Here is an 18,664-nt window from a genome sequence, read left to right as displayed (position 1 = left end):
GGATAAAGTACGTAATATAACAATTCCTTAAACCAGGGCATCTTTGTTAACTGTTGATGCAATCATTTCAAAAAACTGATCAAAAAGATATTCTGCATCATGGGGTCCCGGACTTGCTTCAGGGTGATATTGAACTGAAAAAACATTTTTGTTTTTCACTCTAATCCCGGCCACGGTTTTATCATTGAGATGGACATGCGTTATTTCAATTTCAGGATTCGCTTCTGTTTCTTCCCTGCTTATTGCAAACCCATGATTCTGAGAGGTAATTTCACCTTTACCCGTCAAAAGGTTTAATACAGGATGATTTATCCCCCTATGGCCATTATGCATTTTATAGGTAGATATGCCATTTGCCAGGGCTATAACCTGATGACCAAGGCAAATGCCAAATAAAGGATAATTGTTAGCCATGATCTCCTTAGCTACCTCTGCAGCCTCATGCAACGGTTCCGGATCTCCCGGACCATTGGAGATAAAAAAGCCATCAGGTTGCCAATCGTTCATTTCCTTAAAGGTAGCATTGTATGGAAAAACCTTGATGTATGCATCTCTTTTGGCCAGATTCCTTAAAATGTTGTTTTTTATTCCAATATCCAATGCTGCTATTTTATATTGCGCATCGGGATTCCCAAAAAAATAAGGTTCCTTGGTTGAAACTTTGGAAGCAAGTTCCAAACCTTCCATATTTGGCACTTTTTTCAAGGATTCCCTTAATTTCTCAATATCTTCTACTTCCGTTGAGATTACAGCATTCATAGCACCCTGATCCCTAATATGACTCACCAGGGCCCTCGTATCTACATCAGAGATGGCAAATAGGTTGCTATTGCGCAAAAACTCTTCCAGGCTGTGATCTGCAATGGGTCTTGAATACTCATAACTAAAATTCTTACATATCAACCCCGCTATTTTTACAGAACCGGATTCATCCTCATCCACGTTGGTCCCGTAATTACCTATGTGTGCATTTGTAGTAACCATGAGTTGACCAAAATAGGAAGGATCTGTAAATATTTCCTGATAACCTGTCATCCCGGTATTAAAACAAACTTCTCCATATGCGGTTCCTTCATTATTTCCCACGGCCTTGCCATAGAAAATAGTCCCGTCTTCCAATAATAATAGTGCTTTCTTTTTAGATTGATATTTCATATTGCGTTATAAGATTACGTTTGACAAATAAACATAAAAAAAGGATAGACTTTTAGGTCTATCCTTTTTTAAATATTAAAGATTTTATAAACAATTTATGCTTCGGAATCATTTTTCTTTTCTTCAGATTCGGATTCTTCCTGCTCTGTTGTTTCAGGTTCTGAAACTTCTTCTTCGCTTGCCTTTGGTTCTTTAACCTCTTCTATTTCCTGAGTTACTTCCTCAGTTTCCTTAATCTCTTCGGTTACCTCTTCAACAGCCTTAGTTTCCTTAGCCTCTTCCACAGATTCTTCAACAACATTTTCCGTAGCTTTTTCAACAACTGCCTGATCGTCCTTTTTTCCTCTTCTGCTTCTTCTGGTAGTTTTCTTTTTAGCAGGCTTTCCGGCATTGTAAACCTCATTATAGTCTACGAGCTCTATCATTGCCATATCTGCGTTATCACCAAGTCTATTTCCCAATTTAATGATTCGGGTGTAGCCCCCTGGCCGTGTACCTACCTTGTCTGAAACACTTCCAAATAATTCTGTAACCGCATATTTGTCCCTTAAATTCTTGAATGCGATACGTCTGTTATGTGTTCCTTTCTCCGTTGTCTGGTTATTCTCAGCTTTGGATTTAGTAATTAATGGCTCTATAAACTGTTTTAAAGCCTTCGCCTTTGCGACAGTTGTATTAATCCTTTTATGTTCAATCAAAGAACAAGCCATATTAGCCAACATAGCTTTTCTATGAGCCGACTTTCTCCCTAAATGATTGACTTTTTTACCGTGTCTCATCGTTACTTATATAAATTCTTACTAATACCAGGTAATGTCCCTGGTTTAGTTTTTTATTAATCCTTGTCTAATTTGTATTTTGATAGATCCATCCCAAAATTGAGGCCTTTATTTATTACCAGCTCTTCCAATTCTGTCAATGATTTCTTGCCAAAATTCCTGAATTTCATTAAATCGTTTTTATTAAACGAAACCAAATCGCCCAGTGTATCCACTTCTGCCGCTTTTAAACAATTTAATGCTCTTACGGAAAGATCCATATCAACCAGTTTGGTCTTTAACAGCTGACGCATATGCAGCGATTCTTCATCATAGGTCTCTGTCTGAGCAATTTCATCAGCTTCAAGAGTAATGCGCTCATCCGAAAACAACATGAAATGGTGTATCAGGACTTTTGCCGCTTCAGTCAATGCATCTTTTGGATGAATAGAGCCATCGGTAACAATCTCAAATACTAATTTCTCATAGTCTGTTTTTTGTTCAACACGGAAGTTTTCAATGCTGTACTTTACATTTTTTACCGGGGTAAAAATTGAATCAACAGCTATACTGCCTAGAGGCGCATTTGACTTTTTATTTTCTTCTGCAGGAACATAACCACGACCTTTTTCTATGATTACCTCCATATTTATGCTCACCTTAGGATCCATGTTGCAAATAACGAGGTCAGGGTTTAATACCTGATAACCAGAGATGAACTTTTGAAAATCTCCGGCGGTAAGCTGCTCCTTGCCACTTACTGATATGGAAACGGTTTCCTCATTAACATCTTCAATTTGTCTTTTAAATCGAATTTGTTTCAGGTTCAGGATGATTTCGGTCACATCTTCCACAACACCTTCAATAACCGAAAATTCATGCTCTACTTTATCTATTCTTACAGATGTAATTGCAAATCCTTCCAAAGAAGAAAGCAATACTCTTCGTAAGGCGTTACCAACAGTCAAACCATAACCAGGTTCCAAAGGGCGAAACTCAAATTTGCCTTCGAAATCTGAAGAATCAATCATTATAACTTTATCGGGCTTCTGAAAATTTAATAATGCCATAGTCGGTTTTGTGATGTTTTTATTTAGAGTATAACTCCACGATTAATTGTTCTTTGATATTCTCAGGAATCTGAATCCTTTCCGGAACGGAAACAAAGTTTCCTTCCATTTTATCATTATTCCATGTCAACCATTCATAAACACTGCTATTTGCACTGAGTGCATCCTGAATAGCCTGCAGTGATTTTGATTTTTCTCTTACCCCTACGACATCACCAGCATTCAGTGAATAAGAAGGAATATTAACTAATTCTCCATTAACGGTAATGTGCCTGTGAGAAACAAGCTGTCTTGCGCCTCTTCTGGAATTTGCAATGCCCATCCTGTAAACTACATTATCAAGACGTGCTTCACATAACTGGAGGAGTACCTCGCCGGTTACGCCTTTACTCCTGTTCGCTTTCGCAAAGAGGTTTCTAAATTGACGCTCCAGAATGCCATAAGTATATTTAGCTTTCTGCTTTTCCATCAATTGAATAGCATACTCAGATTTTTTACCCCGACGTCTGTTATTTCCGTGTTGTCCCGGGGGATAGTTTTTTTTCTCGAAAGCTTTATCGTCTCCGAAAATTGCTTCGCCGAATTTTCGTGCGATCTTTGATTTAGGTCCTGTATATCTTGCCATCTTCTTTTAATTTGGAAATGTGATTATGAATTAAGGCTTATCCTTCGATAATCGTAATTGCACTTCCTGTGAATTAACCTTTTTAAATATTGAAACTTAATTAAACTCTTCTTCTCTTGGGGGGTCTGCAACCATTATGTGGCAGTGGTGTTACATCTATAATTTCTGTAACTTCTATACCAGCATTGTGTATTGAACGAATTGCAGATTCTCTTCCGTTGCCCGGTCCCTTTACATAAACTTTCACCTTTCTTAATCCTGCTTCATGTGCCACTTTACAACATTCTTCGGCCGCTACCTGAGCAGCATAAGGCGTATTCTTTTTAGAACCTCTGAATCCCATCTTGCCCGCAGAAGACCATGAAATAACATCGCCCTTTTTGTTGGTCAAGGAAATTATTATATTATTAAAGGAAGCCGTTATATGGGCTTCACCAGCCGATTCAACGATAACCTTTCGCTTTTTAGCTCCTTTGGTACTTGTCTTTGCCATACTATGCTAATTATTTAGTTGCTTTTTTCTTATTCGCAACCGTTTTTCTTTTTCCTTTCCTGGTCCTGGAGTTATTTTTGGTCCTTTGACCTCTTAGAGGAAGTCCGGATCTGTGACGGATACCCCTGTAACAGCCAATATCCATAAGACGCTTAATATTCAACTGATTTTCTGAACGAAGCTCTCCTTCAATTTTATAGGAGGAAACAGCATCCCGAATGCGACCAATTTCATCATCATTCCAGTCCGATACCTTACTGTCCTGATTTACCTGGGCTTTCTCTAATATCTCTTGTGCCCTGCTTTTACCGATACCAAAAATATAGGTAAGCGCTATGACACCTCTTTTTTGTTTTGGTATATCTACACCTGCAATTCTTGCCATAATTACCCTTGTCTTTGTTTGAATCTAGGATTCTTTTTATTTATTACGTACAATCTGCCTTTTCTGCGTACTATTTTGCAGTCGGCACTTCTTTTCTTTATGGATGCTCTAACTTTCATTCTTTCTATGTTAGTATCTATATGTGATTCTCGCCTTTGTTAAATCGTATGGGCTCATTTCCAGTTTTACTTTATCTCCGGGCAACAATTTTATATAATGCATGCGCATTTTCCCGGAAATATGAGCAGTAACCACATGCCCGTTTTCAAGTTCTACCCGAAACATTGCATTGGATAAAGCCTCTATTATGCTACCGTCTTGTTCTATGGGTGCCTGCTTAGCCATAACTTATGCAACTTTTCTGTTTTTACCTGATTTCATTAGTCCATCATAATGTCTGTTCAACAAATAACTATTTACCTGCTGTACAGTATCAATTGCCACCCCTACCATAATCAATAGTGATGTGCCGCCATAAAATAATGCCCATCCGGCCTGAATATCCATTAACTTAACCACTACGGCAGGTAGTACTGCCAATAAGGCCAGAAAAACGGATCCCGGCAAAGTAATTAATGACATTATCTTGTCCAGAAAATCACCGGTCTCTTTACCTGGTCTGATGCCCGGTATAAAACCACCACTTCGTTTCAAATCATCAGCCATTTTATTCGTTGGAACCGTAATGGCGGTATAGAAATATGTAAATATTATAATCAGCAAGCCAAACAAGATATTATAAGCCAGTCCAAAAATATCCTGAAACTGTACTTCCATCCATTGACCAACCGCTGTATTATTAAAAGTTCTTCCTAATAAGCCCGGCGCAAACATAATGGCCTGTGCAAAAATTATGGGCATTACCCCGGAGGCATTTAATTTTAAAGGAATGTATTGCCTTGAACCAGCGATATTTTTTTCATATCCGCCCGAAGCAGTCCTCCTTGCATATTGAACCGGTATTCTCCTCGTAGCCATGACCAAGAGAACACTGGCCAGAATAACGAGAAACCAAAGGATAACTTCAATAAGCATAAACATTAATCCTCCCGTATTATTAGCCGTTCTGGAAATAAACTCCTGAACAAAAGATTGTGGCATTGTGGCTATAATTCCTATCATAATAAGAAGGGAAATACCATTTCCAATACCTTTATCTGTAATTTTTTCTCCTAACCACATGGCAAAAACACAACCTGTTACCAGGATAATTACTGCTGGTACAATAAAATTCAAGCCTTTACCCAATATAAAAGCGCTATCCGGAACACCCAATGCACTTAGACTATAAAGGTAGGCAGGGGCCTGAACAACACAGATGCCAATAGTAAGCCATCTTGTAATCTGGTTCTTTGTTTTTCTTCCACTTTCACCTTCCTTATCTAACTTTTGAAGATATGGTACAGCAATCCCCATTAATTGAACCACAATGGAGGCAGAAATATAAGGCATAATTCCAAGGGCAAATACAGAGGCATTAGCAAATGCACCGCCCGTAAAGGCATTTAAAATACCTAATATACCTTGTTCTGTATTTGAAGATAATTCAGCCAATTGAGAAGTATCAATACCGGGAAGAACCACCTGAGCACCGAACCGATACACAAGCAAAAGTCCAAGGGTAACAATAATTCTGTTCCTTAGTTCTTCAATTTTCCAGATATTTGATATAACCTCAAAAAATTTCTTCATAGTTTCCTTTACTTATAAATTTATCGCTTCCCCTCCGGCAGCTTCAATAGCAGCTTTTGCAGTTGCAGTAAATTTATGAACGGTTATTTTTAGAGGCGCCTTTAATTCGCCGCCTCCAAGTATTTTAACCAAATCGTTTTTATGAGCCATTCCGTTATCTACAAGATCTTTAACAGTTACGGTTTTTTTAACCAGTCCTTTGTCTGCCAGTTCCTGAAGTTTGTTCAGATTTACGCCCTGATACTCCTTTCTGTTAATGTTGGTAAAACCAAATTTGGGCACCCTTCTTTGCAAAGGCATCTGACCTCCTTCAAAGCCGATTTTCCTGGAATACCCTGATCTGGATTTGGCACCTTTATGACCTCTTGTTGCAGTACCTCCTTTACCAGAACCCTGGCCACGGCCTATGGTTTTCCCGGCTTTATGAACAGACCCTTTAGCTGGTTTTAAATTCCCTAAATTCATTACAAATATTTTTTAAGCTTCCTCTGTAGAAACCAAGTGTTTAACTTTGTCGATCATACCCATAATATTGGGTGTGTTTTCATGCTCCACAACATGACCAATCCTATGCAATCCAAGTGCCTCCAGTGTTCTTTTCTGATTTTGCGGCCTTTTAATGCTACTTCTTACCTGCTTAACTTTAATCTTTGCCATACTCTTTCTACTTATCCTTTAAAGACTTTTTCTAACGAAACACCTCTTTGCTTTGCAACAGTCCTGGCATCACGCAATTGCAGTAAAGCGTCGAATGTGGCCTTAACTACATTATGGGGATTGGAAGATCCCTGAGACTTGGATAATACATCCTGTACCCCAACTGATTCCAATACAGCTCTAACTGCACCTCCGGCAATTACACCGGTACCATGGGAAGCGGGCTGAATATATACACGGGCTCCTCCAAACTTTCCTTTCTGCTCATGTGGCACAGTTGCCTTACTAAGTGGTATTCTAATTAAGTTCTTTTTAGCATCCTCTATAGCCTTGGCTATTGCAGTAGCCACTTCTTTTGACTTACCAAGACCATGACCTACTACACCATTTTCATCACCTACTACCACGATCGCAGAAAAACCAAAAGCTCTACCCCCTTTGGTTACTTTGGTAACTCTTTGAACACCAACCAATCTGTCTTTGAGTTCAAGACCTCCCGGTTTTACAGTTTCTACATTTTTGTATTTCCCGAACATATTTTCTATTAAAATTTTAGACCAGCTTCTCTGGCTCCTTCAGCCAATGATTTAACTCTTCCATGATATAAATTACCCCCGCGATCAAAAGCAACGGCTTCTATGCCGGATTTGACAGCTTTTTCAGCTACTGCTTTACCCACAAGCCTGGCAATCTCAATCTTGGTGCCTTTAGCTTTGCTTAATTCTTTATCCCTTGATGAAGCCGCAACCAGCGTAATACCTTTATTATCATCAATTAATTGGGCATAAATATCTTTATTGCTCCTAAAAACAGATAATCTTGGTCTCTCAGCAGTACCAAAGGATACTTTTCTAATCCTTTTTCTAATACGCTCTCTTCTTTCAGTTTTTGATAATCCCATAATTCAATTCTTAAGCGGATTTACCGGCTTTTCTTCTTAATTGTTCTCCGACAAATTTTATCCCTTTTCCTTTGTAAGGTTCAGGTTTGCGGAATGCTCTTATTTTAGCTGCAATTTGGCCTACCAATTGTTTGTCATGAGAGGTAAGCTTTATAATAGGGTTTTTTCCCTTCTCAGAAATAGTCTCCACTTTAACTTCAGGAGCTAAATCGAGTACAATATTATGTGAGAACCCCAATGCCAAATCTAACTTTTGACCCTGGTTAGTGGCTCTGTAGCCAACCCCCACCAATTCAAGCTCTTTTGTCCATCCATTGGTAACTCCCAATATCATATTGGAAATCAAAGATCTGTAAAGACCGTGTTTGGCTTTATGTTCTTTAGATTCAGAAGGCCTTGTTACGACAACCTGACCATCTTCTGCTTTTATGGAAACCCCTGAATATTCCTGAGTTAATTCACCCAACTTACCCTTTACAGTAATTATGTTATCCTGCACTTCAACTGTGGCTCCTTCCGGAATCTCTATTGGATTGTTACCTATTCTAGACATTTTCCTGTTTCTTTATTTCTTAATAAACGTAGCATAAAACTTCGCCACCAACATTATCTCTCTGAGCCTGTTTGCTTGTCATAACCCCATGAGAAGTAGACACAATAGCTATTCCCAGGCCATTAAGTACTCTGGGCATATCTCCGGAACTGGCATATTTTCTAAGACCTGGCGTACTTATACGTTGGATCTCCCTGATAACCGGTTCTTTTGTCAACCTATCGTATTTTAAGGCAATTTTAATAATGCCCTGCACCTTATCATCTTCAAATTTATAACTCAAAATATATCCTTGATCGAATAATATTTTAGTTACTTCTTTTTTCAAATTAGAAGCAGGAATCTCAACTACCCTATGACCCGCTCTGCTGGCGTTTCTAATTCTTGTTAAATAATCTGCTATTGGATCTATAACCATCTTCTTAACTTTTATATTGGATTACCAACTTGCTTTTTTAACTCCGGGAATCAAACCTTTGTTAGCCATTTCCCTGAACATTACACGAGAAATACCGAAAGTTCTCATATATCCCTTGGGTCTTCCCGTTAATTTACATCTATTGTGCATACGAACAGGAGAAGCATTTTTTGGCAGTTTTTGCAGAGCCTCATAGTCTCCGGCTTCTTTTAAAGCCTTTCTCTTTTCTGCATATTTCGCTACAGCTTTAGCCCTTTTTCTTTCCCGGGCTTTCATTGATTCTTTAGCCATACTAATTCTTTTTAAAAGGTAATCCCAATTCGGTTAACAATGATTTTGCTTCTTTATCCGTTTCAGCAGTAGTAACAAATGTCACATCCATACCATTAATCCTATTGATCTTATCAATATTAATTTCCGGAAATATAATCTGTTCTGTAATGCCCAGGTTGTAATTTCCTCTTCCGTCAAAACCAGTTGCTCTAATTCCCTGAAAATCTCTTACCCTTGGCAAGGCAGTAGTTACCAGTCTATCTAAAAATTCATACATGCGTTCACCCCTGAGAGTAACTTTAGCCCCTATGGGCATCCCCTTTCTGAGTTTAAAAGCCGCAACATCTTTTTTAGACATGGTTGATATCGCCTTTTGACCAGTAATTAAGGTCAGTTCATCCAGGGCATGATCTACCAGTTTTTTATCAGCTACAGCAGCACCAACTCCCCTGCTAACAACAATTTTTTGCAGCTTTGGCACTTCCATTACATTCTTGTAACCAAATTCTTCTTTTAGAGCCGAAACAATTCGCTCTTTATATTCTTGCTTTAATCTTGGTACGTAAGCCATAACTAAATTACTTCGTTAGATTTTTTGGAAAATCGTACTTTCTTCCCGTCTCTTACCTCATAACCTACTCTTGTTGTTTCTCCTGATTTGGAATCAATAAGTGATAAGTTAGATAAGTTAATAGGAGCTTCTTTTTTTACAATACCTCCCTGAGGGTTCTGAGCACTTGGCTTTTCGTGTTTGGAAACCATATTGGCACCTTCCACGATGGCCTTATTTTTTTCACGGTCTACAAGGGTAACTTTACCTTCGGTTCCCTTGTGGTCACCTGCAATTATCCGAACTGTATCTCCCGTTTTTATTCTTAATTTCATCTTACAATATTTTATAGCACCTCTGGAGCTAATGAAACAATTTTCATGAATTGTTTATCCCGCAATTCCCTGGCAACCGGCCCGAAGACGCGAGTTCCTCTCATTTCCCCTGTAGGATTTAACAAAACACAGGCGTTATCATCAAAACGAATGTAAGAACCATCTTGCCTTCTTACCTCTTTTATTGTTCGGACAACAACCGCTGTTGAAACTGTACCTTTCTTTATACCACCGTTTGGAGTGGCCTCTTTGACAGTAACTACAATTTTATCACCGACAGAAGCATATCGCCTTTTAGTACCTCCAAGTACACGAATGGTTAATACCTCTTTGGCCCCAGTATTGTCTGCTACTTTTAATCTTGATTCTTGCTGTAACATAATTATTTGGCTCTTTCTAGGACTTCAACCAGTCTCCAGCATTTGGTTCTACTCAATGGACGTGTCTCCATTATCTTAACAGTATCTCCAATATTGCAGTCATTGGTTTCATCGTGTGCAACATACTTTTTTGTTCGCAGTACGAACTTACCATACATAGGATGCTTAACGCGCTTAACTTCAGAAACCACAATAGATTTCTCCATTTTGTTGCTGGTTACAACGCCTATTCTTTCCTTTCTTAAATTTCTTTTTTCCATAAAGCAGAACCAATTATTGGTTATCCCTTTTTGTTAATTCAGTAGCCAATTGTGCCACAGTTCTTCTTGCCATTCTGATTTGAAGTGGGTTTTCAAGCGGAGTGACGGAGTGGGCTATTTTAAGATCCGCATGTTGCTTCTTAAACTGTGCCATTTTTTCCTTCAATTCTTCTACCGAAAATTCTTTTATTTCTGATTGTTTCATCATACTAATTATAAAAATTATGCCTCTTCGTAATCCCTGGCTACTACAAATTTTGTTTTCACCGGTAATTTTTGAGCAGCAAGCCTTAAGGCCTCCTTCGCTATATCCATTGGTACACCGGCAACCTCGAACATAATTCTTCCTGGTTTAACTACCGCTACAAAATATTCCGGAGCTCCCTTACCCTTACCCATACGAACCTCCAAGGGCTTTTTGGTAATTGGCTTATCCGGGAAAATTTTAATCCATAATTGCCCCTGTCTTTTCATATATCTGGTCGCAGCAATACGAGCCGCCTCAATCTGGCGGGAAGTAAGAAAGCAGGAATCCTGGGATTTAATTCCGAACATTCCATTGGACAGCTGATGCCCTCTACCGGAATTTCCCTTCATACGTCCTTTCTGCGCTTTGCGAAACTTCGTTCTTTTTGGCTGTAACATAATCTCTAGCTTCTTCTTTAATTATTACTTTCTGCGACGTTGTTTTTTGCCTCCATCATTTTGCTTTCCTTTAGACTGCCCTTTAGACATTCCAACTAAAGGAGATAGCTCTCTTTTTCCATACACTTCGCCCTTCATAATCCATACTTTAATACCTAATCTTCCATAGGTGGTATGAGCCTCATGCATTGCATAGTCTATATCGGCTCTAAAAGTGGATAAAGGAATTCTACCATCTTTATAAGATTCCGTTCTCGCCATTTCCGCACCATTCAATCTTCCGGCAATCTGTATTTTAATTCCCTCAGCATTCATTCTCATTGCTGCGGCAATTGCCATTTTAATAGCCCTTCTGTATGAAATTCTATTCTCTATCTGACGGGCCACACTTGCTGCTACAAGATTTGCATCAACTTCAGGTCTTTTAATCTCAAAAATATTTATCTGTACTTCCTTATCCGTAATTTTTTTGAGCTCTTCCTTTAATTTATCCACTTCCTGTCCGCCTTTACCAATAATGATACCGGGTCTTGCAGTCGTAATTGTAACCGTAATTAACTTTAAAGTTCTCTCAATAATTACTCTGGATACACTAGCCTTCGCCAATCGTGCATGAACATATTTTCTTATCTTATCGTCTTCGGATAGTTTATCGCCATAATCGTTTCCTCCGTACCAGTTAGATTCCCATCCTCTGATTATTCCTAGACGATTTCCGATTGGATTTGTTTTTTGTCCCATACTAAAAATTCTAGCTTTGTGTATTATTGTTAGATCCCAATACCAAGGTTACATGGTTGGAACGTTTTCTTATTCTGTGTGCCCTGCCCTGTGGAGCCGGTCTTAATCTTTTAAGCATTCGCCCGCTGTCTACCGTTATTTCTTTCACAAAAAGATCGGCTTCTTCGATATTCGCCTCTTCATTCTTAGCCTGCCAGTTAGCAATTGCAGAAAGCAATAATTTTTCTAATCTACGAGAAGCTTCTTTTGGACTAAATCTAAGAATCGCCAGCGCCTTTTCTATTTCAGCACCACGCACCAAATCTGCTACCAAACGCATTTTTCTTGGTGAAGTTGGACAATTATTAAGTTTCGCAAAAGCTATTTTCTGCTTTTCAGCCTTTAGTCTTTCGGCCATTTGTTTTTTTCGAACTCCCATAGCTTACTTACTTTTTACCTTTATTTTTTGCACCTGCATGACCCCGGAAAGATCTTGTAGGAGAAAATTCCCCTAATTTATGCCCTACCATATTTTCAGTAACATAAACAGGAACAAATTGTCTTCCGTTATGCACTGCTATGGTCTGACCTACAAAGTCGGGACTAATTGTCGATGCTCTGGACCAGGTCTTTATTACAGACTTCTTGCCAGATTGTATATTCATTTGGACTTTTTTATCCAAACTATGATGTATGTATGGTCCTTTTTTTAGTGAACGTGCCATTTCTTTCTACTTTTTATTTCTTTCTACGTTCTAATATATACCTGTTTGTATCCTTGGTCTTCGATCTTGTCCTGAATCCTTTGGCAGGAATTCCATTTTTAGATCTTGGATGACCTCCTGAGGCTCTTCCTTCACCACCACCCATTGGATGATCTACAGGGTTCATTGCTACAGGTCTGGTTCTAGGTCTCCTGCCCAGCCATCTGCTTCGTCCGGCTTTACCCGAAACAATTAACTGCTGGTCTGAATTGGAAACCGCACCAATAGTGCCAAGGCAATTTGCCAGTACCAATCTGGTCTCACCCGATGGTAATTTAATCGTAGCATATTTTCCTTCCCTTGCCATTAACTGAGCGAAAGTTCCGGCACTTCTTGCCATTATTGCTCCCTGACCAGGACGCAATTCAATACAGGAAATAATAGTTCCCAAAGGAATTTTGCTCAACGGAAGGGCATTACCTATCTCAGGTGCAGCCTTTTCTCCGGATGAAACTTTTTGTCCTACCTGCAGACCGTTCTGAGCAATAATATATCGCTTTTCACCATCCTTGTATTCCACCAGGGCAATAAAGGCCGTTCTATTCGGATCGTACTGGATAGACTTTACTTCTGCAGTAACATCCTGTTTATCTCGTTTGAAATCAATGATTCGATACCGCCTTTTGTGCCCACCACCTCTATGGCGTATGGTCATTTTTCCTTGACTGTTTCTACCTCCAGACCTTTTTAACGGAGCAAGCAAGCTTTTCTCCGGCTTATCAGCAGTAATGGCGTCAAACCCATTTACTACTTTAAATCGCTGTCCTGGAGTGATCGGTTTTAATTTTCTAACTGACATTTGGTGTCTTTATAGATTACTGTAAAAATCGATTACTTCTCCTTCTTCCACATCAACAATGGCTTTCTTAAATGCATTAGATTTCCCGTGCTGAACCCCGGTTTTTGTAAAACGGGTTTTGCGAGAAGGTCCATAATTCATTGTTCGAACTTTTTTCACTGAAACACCATAAGCTGCTTCAACGGCATCTTTGATCTGTAGTTTATTGGCCTTAGGATTCACAACAAAGCCATAGCGATTATACAACTCGCTATCTGCTGTCATTTTTTCCGTTATTATTGGCTTTATCAACACACTCATGACTACCTTATTTATTTAAGTTCGCTTCAATTCCTTCTATAGATCCTTCAAGAAGAACAATTTGATTTGCATTAAGAATTTTGTAAGTGCTTAATTCTGAATTAGTTACAACTTCGTAACCTTTCAAATTACGCGACGACAAATATACGTTATTATTTGAACCACCCAACACAAACAAAGACTTTTTGTTTTCCAATCCCAGGGATTTCAAAACCTGAATAAAATCCTGGGTCTTAGGGGAATCAAAATTGAAGTCTTCTACAACCATAATTGCCTTATCCTGATTCTTCAGACTTAGTGCAGATTTTCTCGCCAATCTCTTTACATTTTTATTCAGCTTTTGAGAATAATCTTTAGGTCTTGGCCCAAAAATTCTTCCTCCACCGCGAAAAATCGGAGATTTAATACTTCCCGCACGGGCCGTACCAGTTCCCTTCTGCTTTTTGATCTTTCTTGTACTTCCAACAATCTCTGCCCTTTCTTTGGTTTTGTGCGTACCTTGTCTTTGATGAGCCATGTACTGTTTAACATCCAAATAAATTGCATGATTATTAGGTTCTATCTTATAAACTGCATCCGAAAGGTCTACCTTCCGTCCAGTTTCTTTCCCTTTAACATCTAAAACTGCTACCTTCATTACTTCTCTATGGTTACGTAAGCATTTTTATGACCCGGTACACAACCTTTTAAAACCAAAAGGTTCTTTTCCGGTACAATTTTTAATACCCTGAGGTTCTGAACAGTGACTTTGGAACCACCCATTCTTCCTGCCATTTTCATTCCTTTAAAAACTCTTGCGGGATACGAAGCAGCACCAATTGAACCAGGCGCTCTTAACCTGTTGTGCTGACCATGAGTTGCCTGTCCGACTCCTGCAAATCCATGACGCTTAACAACCCCCTGGAAACCTTTTCCTTTAGATGTGGCCGATACATCAACGAATTCGCCTTCAACAAATACGTCGACACCAATGGTCTCACCTAATTTAAAATCACCTTCAAAATCCCGGAATTCAACGACTTTCTTTTTGGTGGAAGAACCTGCTTTTTTAAAATGGCCTGTTTCGGCCTTATTAGCACGCTTTTCTGCCTTGTCATCGAAACCAAGCTGAAGGGCATTGTACCCGTCTACCTCTTCGGTTCTGACTTGGGTAACTACGCATGGTCCTGCCTCTATGACGGTACAGGGAATATTTTTCCCGTTATCATCAAAAATGCTGGTCATACCTACTTTTTTTCCTATTAACCCAGACATATTATTACTATTTATTATTAATTATTCTTAATCTATTCCTTTTGCAAAAAAAACAGGATCAAAAACAATTCGATCCCGAATATATTTTTGTTGCCGTTTTTCCTTTGCGAAACGCTCCGGACATGTTACCCGTTTCATACTGAAACGGAATGTTCTATCACACTTTTATCTCCACCTCAACACCACTTGGAAGCTCTAACTTCATAAGTGCGTCAATAGTTTTCGAAGAGGAACTATAAATATCCAGCAGCCTCTTATAAGAACTTAACTGGAACTGCTCTCTCGATTTCTTATTCACATGGGGTGAACGCAAAACTGTGAATATCTTTTTGTGCGTTGGTAAAGGTATCGGACCTGTAACCACAGCGCCAGTCGTTTTTACCGTTTTCACAATCTTCTCAGCAGATTTATCTACCAGGTTATGATCGTATGATTTTAGTTTTATTCTAATTTTCTGACTCATTATACTAAAATTTAGGCAGTTACACCTGTTGCTGCTTTTACTATCTCTTCTGCCAAACCTGATGGAGTTTCAGCATAATGTGAAAATTCCATGGTTGAAGTAGCCCTACCTGAAGACAAAGTCCTGAGTGCCGTTACATACCCAAACATTTCTGAAAGGGGCACTTCAGCCTTAATAACTTTGGCACCTGCTCTGTCGTCCATATTATTAACATGTCCTCTCCTTCTGTTAAGGTCTCCGACAATGTCACCCATATTTTCTTCGGGCGTAAGCACTTCCAACTTCATAATAGGCTCCATTAGCACTGCTCTCGCAGCCCTGGCAGCTTCTTTATATCCAATTTTTGCAGCCAGTTCAAAGGAAAGAGAATCTGAATCCACAGGGTGGAAAGATCCATCCTTTAGGGTGATTTTCATACTATCCATTTCAAATCCGGCTAAAGGACCATTTTTCATTGCCTCTTTAAAACCTTTTTCTACTGATGGAATATATTCCCTGGGAATATTACCCCCTTTGATAATGTTCACAAATTCCAATCCGGCTTTACCGTCTTCTCTAGGCTCCATTGTAAATACAATGTCTGCAAATTTACCACGTCCACCTGTTTGTTTTTTGTAAACTTCTCTGTGATCCGCACTTTTTGTAATTGCTTCTTTATATTCTACCTGTGGTTTCCCCTGGTTGACATCAACTTTAAATTCCCTTCTTAAGCGATCCACAATAATATCTAGATGCAGCTCGCCCATCCCTGAAATAATAGTCTGTCCGGAGGCTTCATCTGTTTTAACCACGAAAGTAGGATCTTCTTCAGCCAATTTAGCCAAAGACATCCCCAATTTATCCACATCGGCTTTTGTCTTGGGCTCAACCGCAATACCAATAACCGGATCCGGGAAATTCATACTTTCCAGAATAATAGGATGCTTTTCGTCTGAAAGCGTATCCCCTGTTTTGATATCTTTAAACCCTACTGCCGCACCAATATCACCAGCTGCGATAGATTCAACCGCATTCTGTTTGTTGGAATGCATCTGGTAAATCCTTGAAATTCTTTCCTTATTTCCGGAGCGATTGTTCAGCACATAAGATCCTGCATTCAACTTACCGGAATAAGCTCTAAAGAAGGCCAAACGACCAACAAAAGGATCTGTTGCAATTTTAAAAGCCAATGCAGCAAAAGGCTCATTTATATCCGGCTTTCTTAAAACCTTATTGCCTGTTTTCGGATCTATTCCCGTAATTCCTTCTTTATCCATCGGGGAAGGAAGGTAACGACATACTGCATCCAGCAAGAACTGCACTCCTTTATTTTTAAAGGAAGAACCACAAATCATGGGAATGATACTCATATCCATGACAGCAGCCCTCAGTGCCGCATGCACTTCATCTTCGGTAATTGAGTCTTCATCTTCAAAGAACTTCTCCATTAAAGTTTCGTCGTATTCCGCAACAGCTTCAATTAAGGCAGCACGATATTCATGTACCTCCTCCTTCATATCCTCCGGAATATCAATGATATCAAAAGTAGAGCCCATATCTTCTTCATGCCATACTATGGCACGGTTCTTAACAAGGTCAACAATACCTTTAAAATCTGCCTCATCCCCAATTGGTAATACAATTGGCACAGCATTAGATTTCAACATATCCTTTACCTGATTACAAACCATAAGGAAGTTGGAACCCTGTCTGTCCATCTTATTAACAAAGCCCATTCTCGGTACTTTGTAATTGTCTGCCAATCTCCAGTTAGTTTCAGACTGTGGCTCTACACCATCTACCGCACTAAAAAGAAAAACCAAACCATCTAACACCCTTAAGGAACGATTTACCTCAACGGTAAAATCCACGTGTCCGGGGGTATCTATAATATTAAAATGGTAGGGTTTAGACTCGGGCACTAACTGACCGTTCTTCGTAGGAAAATCCCAGGTACAGGTAGTGGCCGCCGAGGTAATTGTAATACCGCGCTCCTGCTCCTGTTCCATCCAGTCCATAGTAGCAGCTCCATCATGTACTTCACCAATTTTATGACTTACACCTGTGTAAAATAAAATTCGTTCTGTAGTGGTAGTTTTACCAGCATCGATGTGCGCCGCAATACCAATATTTCTTGTATATTTTAAATCTCTTGCCATTTTATCTAAAATCTAAAGTGGGAAAATGCCTTATTTGCTTCTGCCATTTTATGAGTATCCACTCTCCTTTTAACCGCTGCACCTTCTTCTTTGGAAGCGGCAAGTATTTCTCCGGCCAATTTTTGAGCCATTGATTTTTCATTGCGCTTTCGCGCAAAGCTTATAAGCCACTTCATGGAAGTTGAAATTTTTCGATCCGGTCTTATCTGCATAGGGATCTGAAAAGTTGCGCCCCCCACTCTTCTGCTTCTAACCTCTACATGAGGCATAACATTGGATAGTGCTTCTTTCCACAATTCCAAAGCGGATTTCTCTTCATCTGTTTTCTTTTCTTCCACAATATCAATAGCATCGTAGAATACTTTAAAGGCAACAGATTTCTTTCCATCCCACATTAACATGTTCACAAAACGTGTTACCAGCTGGTCATTAAACCTCGGGTCTGGTAATAGTGGCCTTTTTTTCGCCTGTCTTTTTCTCATCTTTTCTTCTTACAAGTTTAGATTACTTTTTAGGGCGTTTTGCTCCGTACTTAGATCTTCTTTGGGTCCTTCCGGCAACTCCTGCCGTGTCTAAAGCCCCTCGGACAATATGATATCTAACTCCCGGCAAATCTTTCACCCTTCCGCCTCTAACCAATACTATCGAGTGCTCCTGGAGATTGTGACCCTCGCCCGGTATGTAAGCGTTTACCTCTTTACCATTGGTTAACCTTACCCTGGCAACCTTTCGCATTGCAGAATTTGGTTTCTTTGGTGTAGTGGTATAAACCCGCGTACAAACCCCTCTTCGCTGGGGGCACGAATCCAAAGCAGCCGATTTACTCTTCTTGGTAATTGTGGCCCTTCCTTTTCGTACTAATTGTGAAATTGTTGGCATACTAATATATATGTATAAATACTACCCTCTTTTAAGGGCTGGCAAATGTAGTAATTATTCATTATAATTCAAATGCTATCCTATAATTTTCTGCGTTTTTTTTTCCACTCTTTTTAACAGGGGCTTGTAATTACTTACCGTAGCCATTTTTACGCTCCATTAATACGTAGTTTATACCTTAATATATATACCAATCC

At 39.3% G+C, this 18,664-nt stretch carries 32 protein-coding genes and 1 pseudogene; all 33 read right to left on the bottom strand.

Annotated elements, in window-relative coordinates:
- Positions 1-27: 27 nt before the first annotated feature.
- Positions 28-1,155 carry a glutamine-hydrolyzing carbamoyl-phosphate synthase small subunit gene (carA, locus tag G504_RS0100845; protein ID WP_019668230.1) on the bottom strand — a complete coding sequence of 376 codons (1,128 nt, stop codon included), beginning with the start codon at positions 1,153-1,155 and terminating at the stop codon, positions 28-30.
- 275 nt (positions 1,156-1,430) lie between these two features.
- Positions 1,431-1,934: pseudogene (rplQ, locus tag G504_RS19935) on the bottom strand (50S ribosomal protein L17); the annotation flags it as partial.
- A gap of 56 nt (positions 1,935-1,990) precedes the next feature.
- On the bottom strand, positions 1,991-2,983 hold the full coding sequence (locus G504_RS0100835) for a DNA-directed RNA polymerase subunit alpha (RefSeq protein ID WP_019668228.1): 993 nt from the start codon (positions 2,981-2,983) through the stop codon (positions 1,991-1,993).
- A gap of 19 nt (positions 2,984-3,002) precedes the next feature.
- Positions 3,003-3,608, bottom strand: a complete 606-nt coding sequence (rpsD, locus tag G504_RS0100830; RefSeq protein WP_019668227.1) for a 30S ribosomal protein S4 — start codon at positions 3,606-3,608, stop codon at positions 3,003-3,005.
- A 100-nt stretch (positions 3,609-3,708) separates the two neighbouring features.
- On the bottom strand, positions 3,709-4,101 hold the full coding sequence (gene rpsK, locus G504_RS0100825; protein WP_019668226.1) for a 30S ribosomal protein S11: 393 nt from the start codon (positions 4,099-4,101) through the stop codon (positions 3,709-3,711).
- 10 nt (positions 4,102-4,111) lie between these two features.
- Positions 4,112-4,486: a 30S ribosomal protein S13 gene (gene rpsM / locus G504_RS0100820; RefSeq protein ID WP_019668225.1), complete on the bottom strand. Its 375-nt coding sequence runs from the start codon at positions 4,484-4,486 to the stop codon at positions 4,112-4,114.
- 2 nt (positions 4,487-4,488) lie between these two features.
- Positions 4,489-4,605: a type B 50S ribosomal protein L36 gene (gene ykgO / locus G504_RS19390; protein ID WP_010519235.1), complete on the bottom strand. Its 117-nt coding sequence runs from the start codon at positions 4,603-4,605 to the stop codon at positions 4,489-4,491.
- A gap of 10 nt (positions 4,606-4,615) precedes the next feature.
- Positions 4,616-4,831, bottom strand: coding sequence for a translation initiation factor IF-1 (gene infA / locus G504_RS0100815; protein ID WP_015753973.1), 216 nt, complete (start codon positions 4,829-4,831; stop codon positions 4,616-4,618).
- A gap of 3 nt (positions 4,832-4,834) precedes the next feature.
- Positions 4,835-6,178, bottom strand: coding sequence for a preprotein translocase subunit SecY (gene secY, locus G504_RS0100810; protein WP_019668224.1), 1,344 nt, complete (start codon positions 6,176-6,178; stop codon positions 4,835-4,837).
- Positions 6,179-6,190: 12 nt separating this feature from the next.
- Entirely contained in the window at positions 6,191-6,643 is a 453-nt protein-coding gene (gene rplO / locus G504_RS0100805) for a 50S ribosomal protein L15 (protein ID WP_019668223.1), read from the bottom strand.
- Between the two features lie 12 nt (positions 6,644-6,655).
- A complete protein-coding gene (gene rpmD / locus G504_RS0100800; RefSeq protein ID WP_019668222.1) occupies positions 6,656-6,835 on the bottom strand; it encodes a 50S ribosomal protein L30 in 180 nt (59 codons plus the stop codon).
- A gap of 11 nt (positions 6,836-6,846) precedes the next feature.
- Positions 6,847-7,371, bottom strand: coding sequence for a 30S ribosomal protein S5 (rpsE, locus tag G504_RS0100795; protein WP_019668221.1), 525 nt, complete (start codon positions 7,369-7,371; stop codon positions 6,847-6,849).
- Positions 7,372-7,379: 8 nt separating this feature from the next.
- Positions 7,380-7,736: a 50S ribosomal protein L18 gene (rplR, locus tag G504_RS0100790; RefSeq protein WP_019668220.1), complete on the bottom strand. Its 357-nt coding sequence runs from the start codon at positions 7,734-7,736 to the stop codon at positions 7,380-7,382.
- Between the two features lie 10 nt (positions 7,737-7,746).
- Entirely contained in the window at positions 7,747-8,289 is a 543-nt protein-coding gene (gene rplF, locus G504_RS0100785) for a 50S ribosomal protein L6 (protein WP_019668219.1), read from the bottom strand.
- A 19-nt stretch (positions 8,290-8,308) separates the two neighbouring features.
- Positions 8,309-8,707, bottom strand: coding sequence for a 30S ribosomal protein S8 (gene rpsH / locus G504_RS0100780; protein WP_019668218.1), 399 nt, complete (start codon positions 8,705-8,707; stop codon positions 8,309-8,311).
- A gap of 21 nt (positions 8,708-8,728) precedes the next feature.
- Positions 8,729-8,998: a 30S ribosomal protein S14 gene (gene rpsN / locus G504_RS0100775; RefSeq protein WP_019668217.1), complete on the bottom strand. Its 270-nt coding sequence runs from the start codon at positions 8,996-8,998 to the stop codon at positions 8,729-8,731.
- A gap of 1 nt (position 8,999) precedes the next feature.
- On the bottom strand, positions 9,000-9,551 hold the full coding sequence (gene rplE, locus G504_RS0100770) for a 50S ribosomal protein L5 (RefSeq protein WP_019668216.1): 552 nt from the start codon (positions 9,549-9,551) through the stop codon (positions 9,000-9,002).
- 2 nt (positions 9,552-9,553) lie between these two features.
- On the bottom strand, positions 9,554-9,865 hold the full coding sequence (gene rplX / locus G504_RS0100765) for a 50S ribosomal protein L24 (protein WP_019668215.1): 312 nt from the start codon (positions 9,863-9,865) through the stop codon (positions 9,554-9,556).
- Positions 9,866-9,876: 11 nt separating this feature from the next.
- On the bottom strand, positions 9,877-10,245 hold the full coding sequence (rplN, locus tag G504_RS0100760) for a 50S ribosomal protein L14 (RefSeq protein WP_019668214.1): 369 nt from the start codon (positions 10,243-10,245) through the stop codon (positions 9,877-9,879).
- A 2-nt stretch (positions 10,246-10,247) separates the two neighbouring features.
- Positions 10,248-10,505, bottom strand: coding sequence for a 30S ribosomal protein S17 (gene rpsQ / locus G504_RS0100755; RefSeq protein WP_019668213.1), 258 nt, complete (start codon positions 10,503-10,505; stop codon positions 10,248-10,250).
- Between the two features lie 13 nt (positions 10,506-10,518).
- On the bottom strand, positions 10,519-10,710 hold the full coding sequence (gene rpmC / locus G504_RS0100750; protein WP_019668212.1) for a 50S ribosomal protein L29: 192 nt from the start codon (positions 10,708-10,710) through the stop codon (positions 10,519-10,521).
- Between the two features lie 17 nt (positions 10,711-10,727).
- Positions 10,728-11,150: a 50S ribosomal protein L16 gene (rplP, locus tag G504_RS0100745; RefSeq protein ID WP_019668211.1), complete on the bottom strand. Its 423-nt coding sequence runs from the start codon at positions 11,148-11,150 to the stop codon at positions 10,728-10,730.
- 24 nt (positions 11,151-11,174) lie between these two features.
- The gene (rpsC, locus tag G504_RS0100740; protein ID WP_019668210.1) at positions 11,175-11,891 is read right to left on the bottom strand and encodes a 30S ribosomal protein S3; all 717 of its coding nucleotides are present in this window, start codon (positions 11,889-11,891) and stop codon (positions 11,175-11,177) included.
- A 10-nt stretch (positions 11,892-11,901) separates the two neighbouring features.
- The gene (gene rplV, locus G504_RS0100735; protein ID WP_019668209.1) at positions 11,902-12,309 is read right to left on the bottom strand and encodes a 50S ribosomal protein L22; all 408 of its coding nucleotides are present in this window, start codon (positions 12,307-12,309) and stop codon (positions 11,902-11,904) included.
- A 7-nt stretch (positions 12,310-12,316) separates the two neighbouring features.
- Positions 12,317-12,595, bottom strand: coding sequence for a 30S ribosomal protein S19 (gene rpsS, locus G504_RS0100730; RefSeq protein ID WP_019668208.1), 279 nt, complete (start codon positions 12,593-12,595; stop codon positions 12,317-12,319).
- 13 nt (positions 12,596-12,608) lie between these two features.
- Complete coding sequence (rplB, locus tag G504_RS0100725) at positions 12,609-13,433, bottom strand: 50S ribosomal protein L2 (RefSeq protein WP_019668207.1); 825 nt, start codon at positions 13,431-13,433, stop codon at positions 12,609-12,611.
- A 9-nt stretch (positions 13,434-13,442) separates the two neighbouring features.
- Positions 13,443-13,733: a 50S ribosomal protein L23 gene (gene rplW, locus G504_RS0100720; RefSeq protein ID WP_019668206.1), complete on the bottom strand. Its 291-nt coding sequence runs from the start codon at positions 13,731-13,733 to the stop codon at positions 13,443-13,445.
- A gap of 7 nt (positions 13,734-13,740) precedes the next feature.
- Positions 13,741-14,370, bottom strand: coding sequence for a 50S ribosomal protein L4 (rplD, locus tag G504_RS0100715; protein ID WP_019668205.1), 630 nt, complete (start codon positions 14,368-14,370; stop codon positions 13,741-13,743).
- Positions 14,370-14,987, bottom strand: coding sequence for a 50S ribosomal protein L3 (gene rplC, locus G504_RS0100710; protein WP_019668204.1), 618 nt, complete (start codon positions 14,985-14,987; stop codon positions 14,370-14,372). The genes rplD and rplC overlap by 1 nt, the downstream gene beginning before the upstream one ends.
- 157 nt (positions 14,988-15,144) lie before the next feature.
- A complete protein-coding gene (gene rpsJ, locus G504_RS0100705; protein ID WP_007094989.1) occupies positions 15,145-15,450 on the bottom strand; it encodes a 30S ribosomal protein S10 in 306 nt (101 codons plus the stop codon).
- An 11-nt stretch (positions 15,451-15,461) separates the two neighbouring features.
- Positions 15,462-17,588, bottom strand: a complete 2,127-nt coding sequence (fusA, locus tag G504_RS0100700) for an elongation factor G (protein WP_019668203.1) — start codon at positions 17,586-17,588, stop codon at positions 15,462-15,464.
- Between the two features lie 5 nt (positions 17,589-17,593).
- A complete protein-coding gene (rpsG, locus tag G504_RS0100695; RefSeq protein ID WP_026348320.1) occupies positions 17,594-18,070 on the bottom strand; it encodes a 30S ribosomal protein S7 in 477 nt (158 codons plus the stop codon).
- 22 nt (positions 18,071-18,092) lie between these two features.
- Positions 18,093-18,467, bottom strand: a complete 375-nt coding sequence (gene rpsL / locus G504_RS0100690; RefSeq protein WP_013305196.1) for a 30S ribosomal protein S12 — start codon at positions 18,465-18,467, stop codon at positions 18,093-18,095.
- Between the last annotated feature and the right edge of the window lie 197 nt (positions 18,468-18,664).

Origin of the sequence: Eudoraea adriatica DSM 19308 (assembly GCF_000382125.1) — a bacterium.
In the GTDB taxonomy this organism is placed as follows: Bacteria; Bacteroidota; Bacteroidia; order Flavobacteriales; family Flavobacteriaceae; genus Eudoraea; species Eudoraea adriatica.
This window is presented reverse-complemented; position numbering and strand designations above follow the sequence as displayed.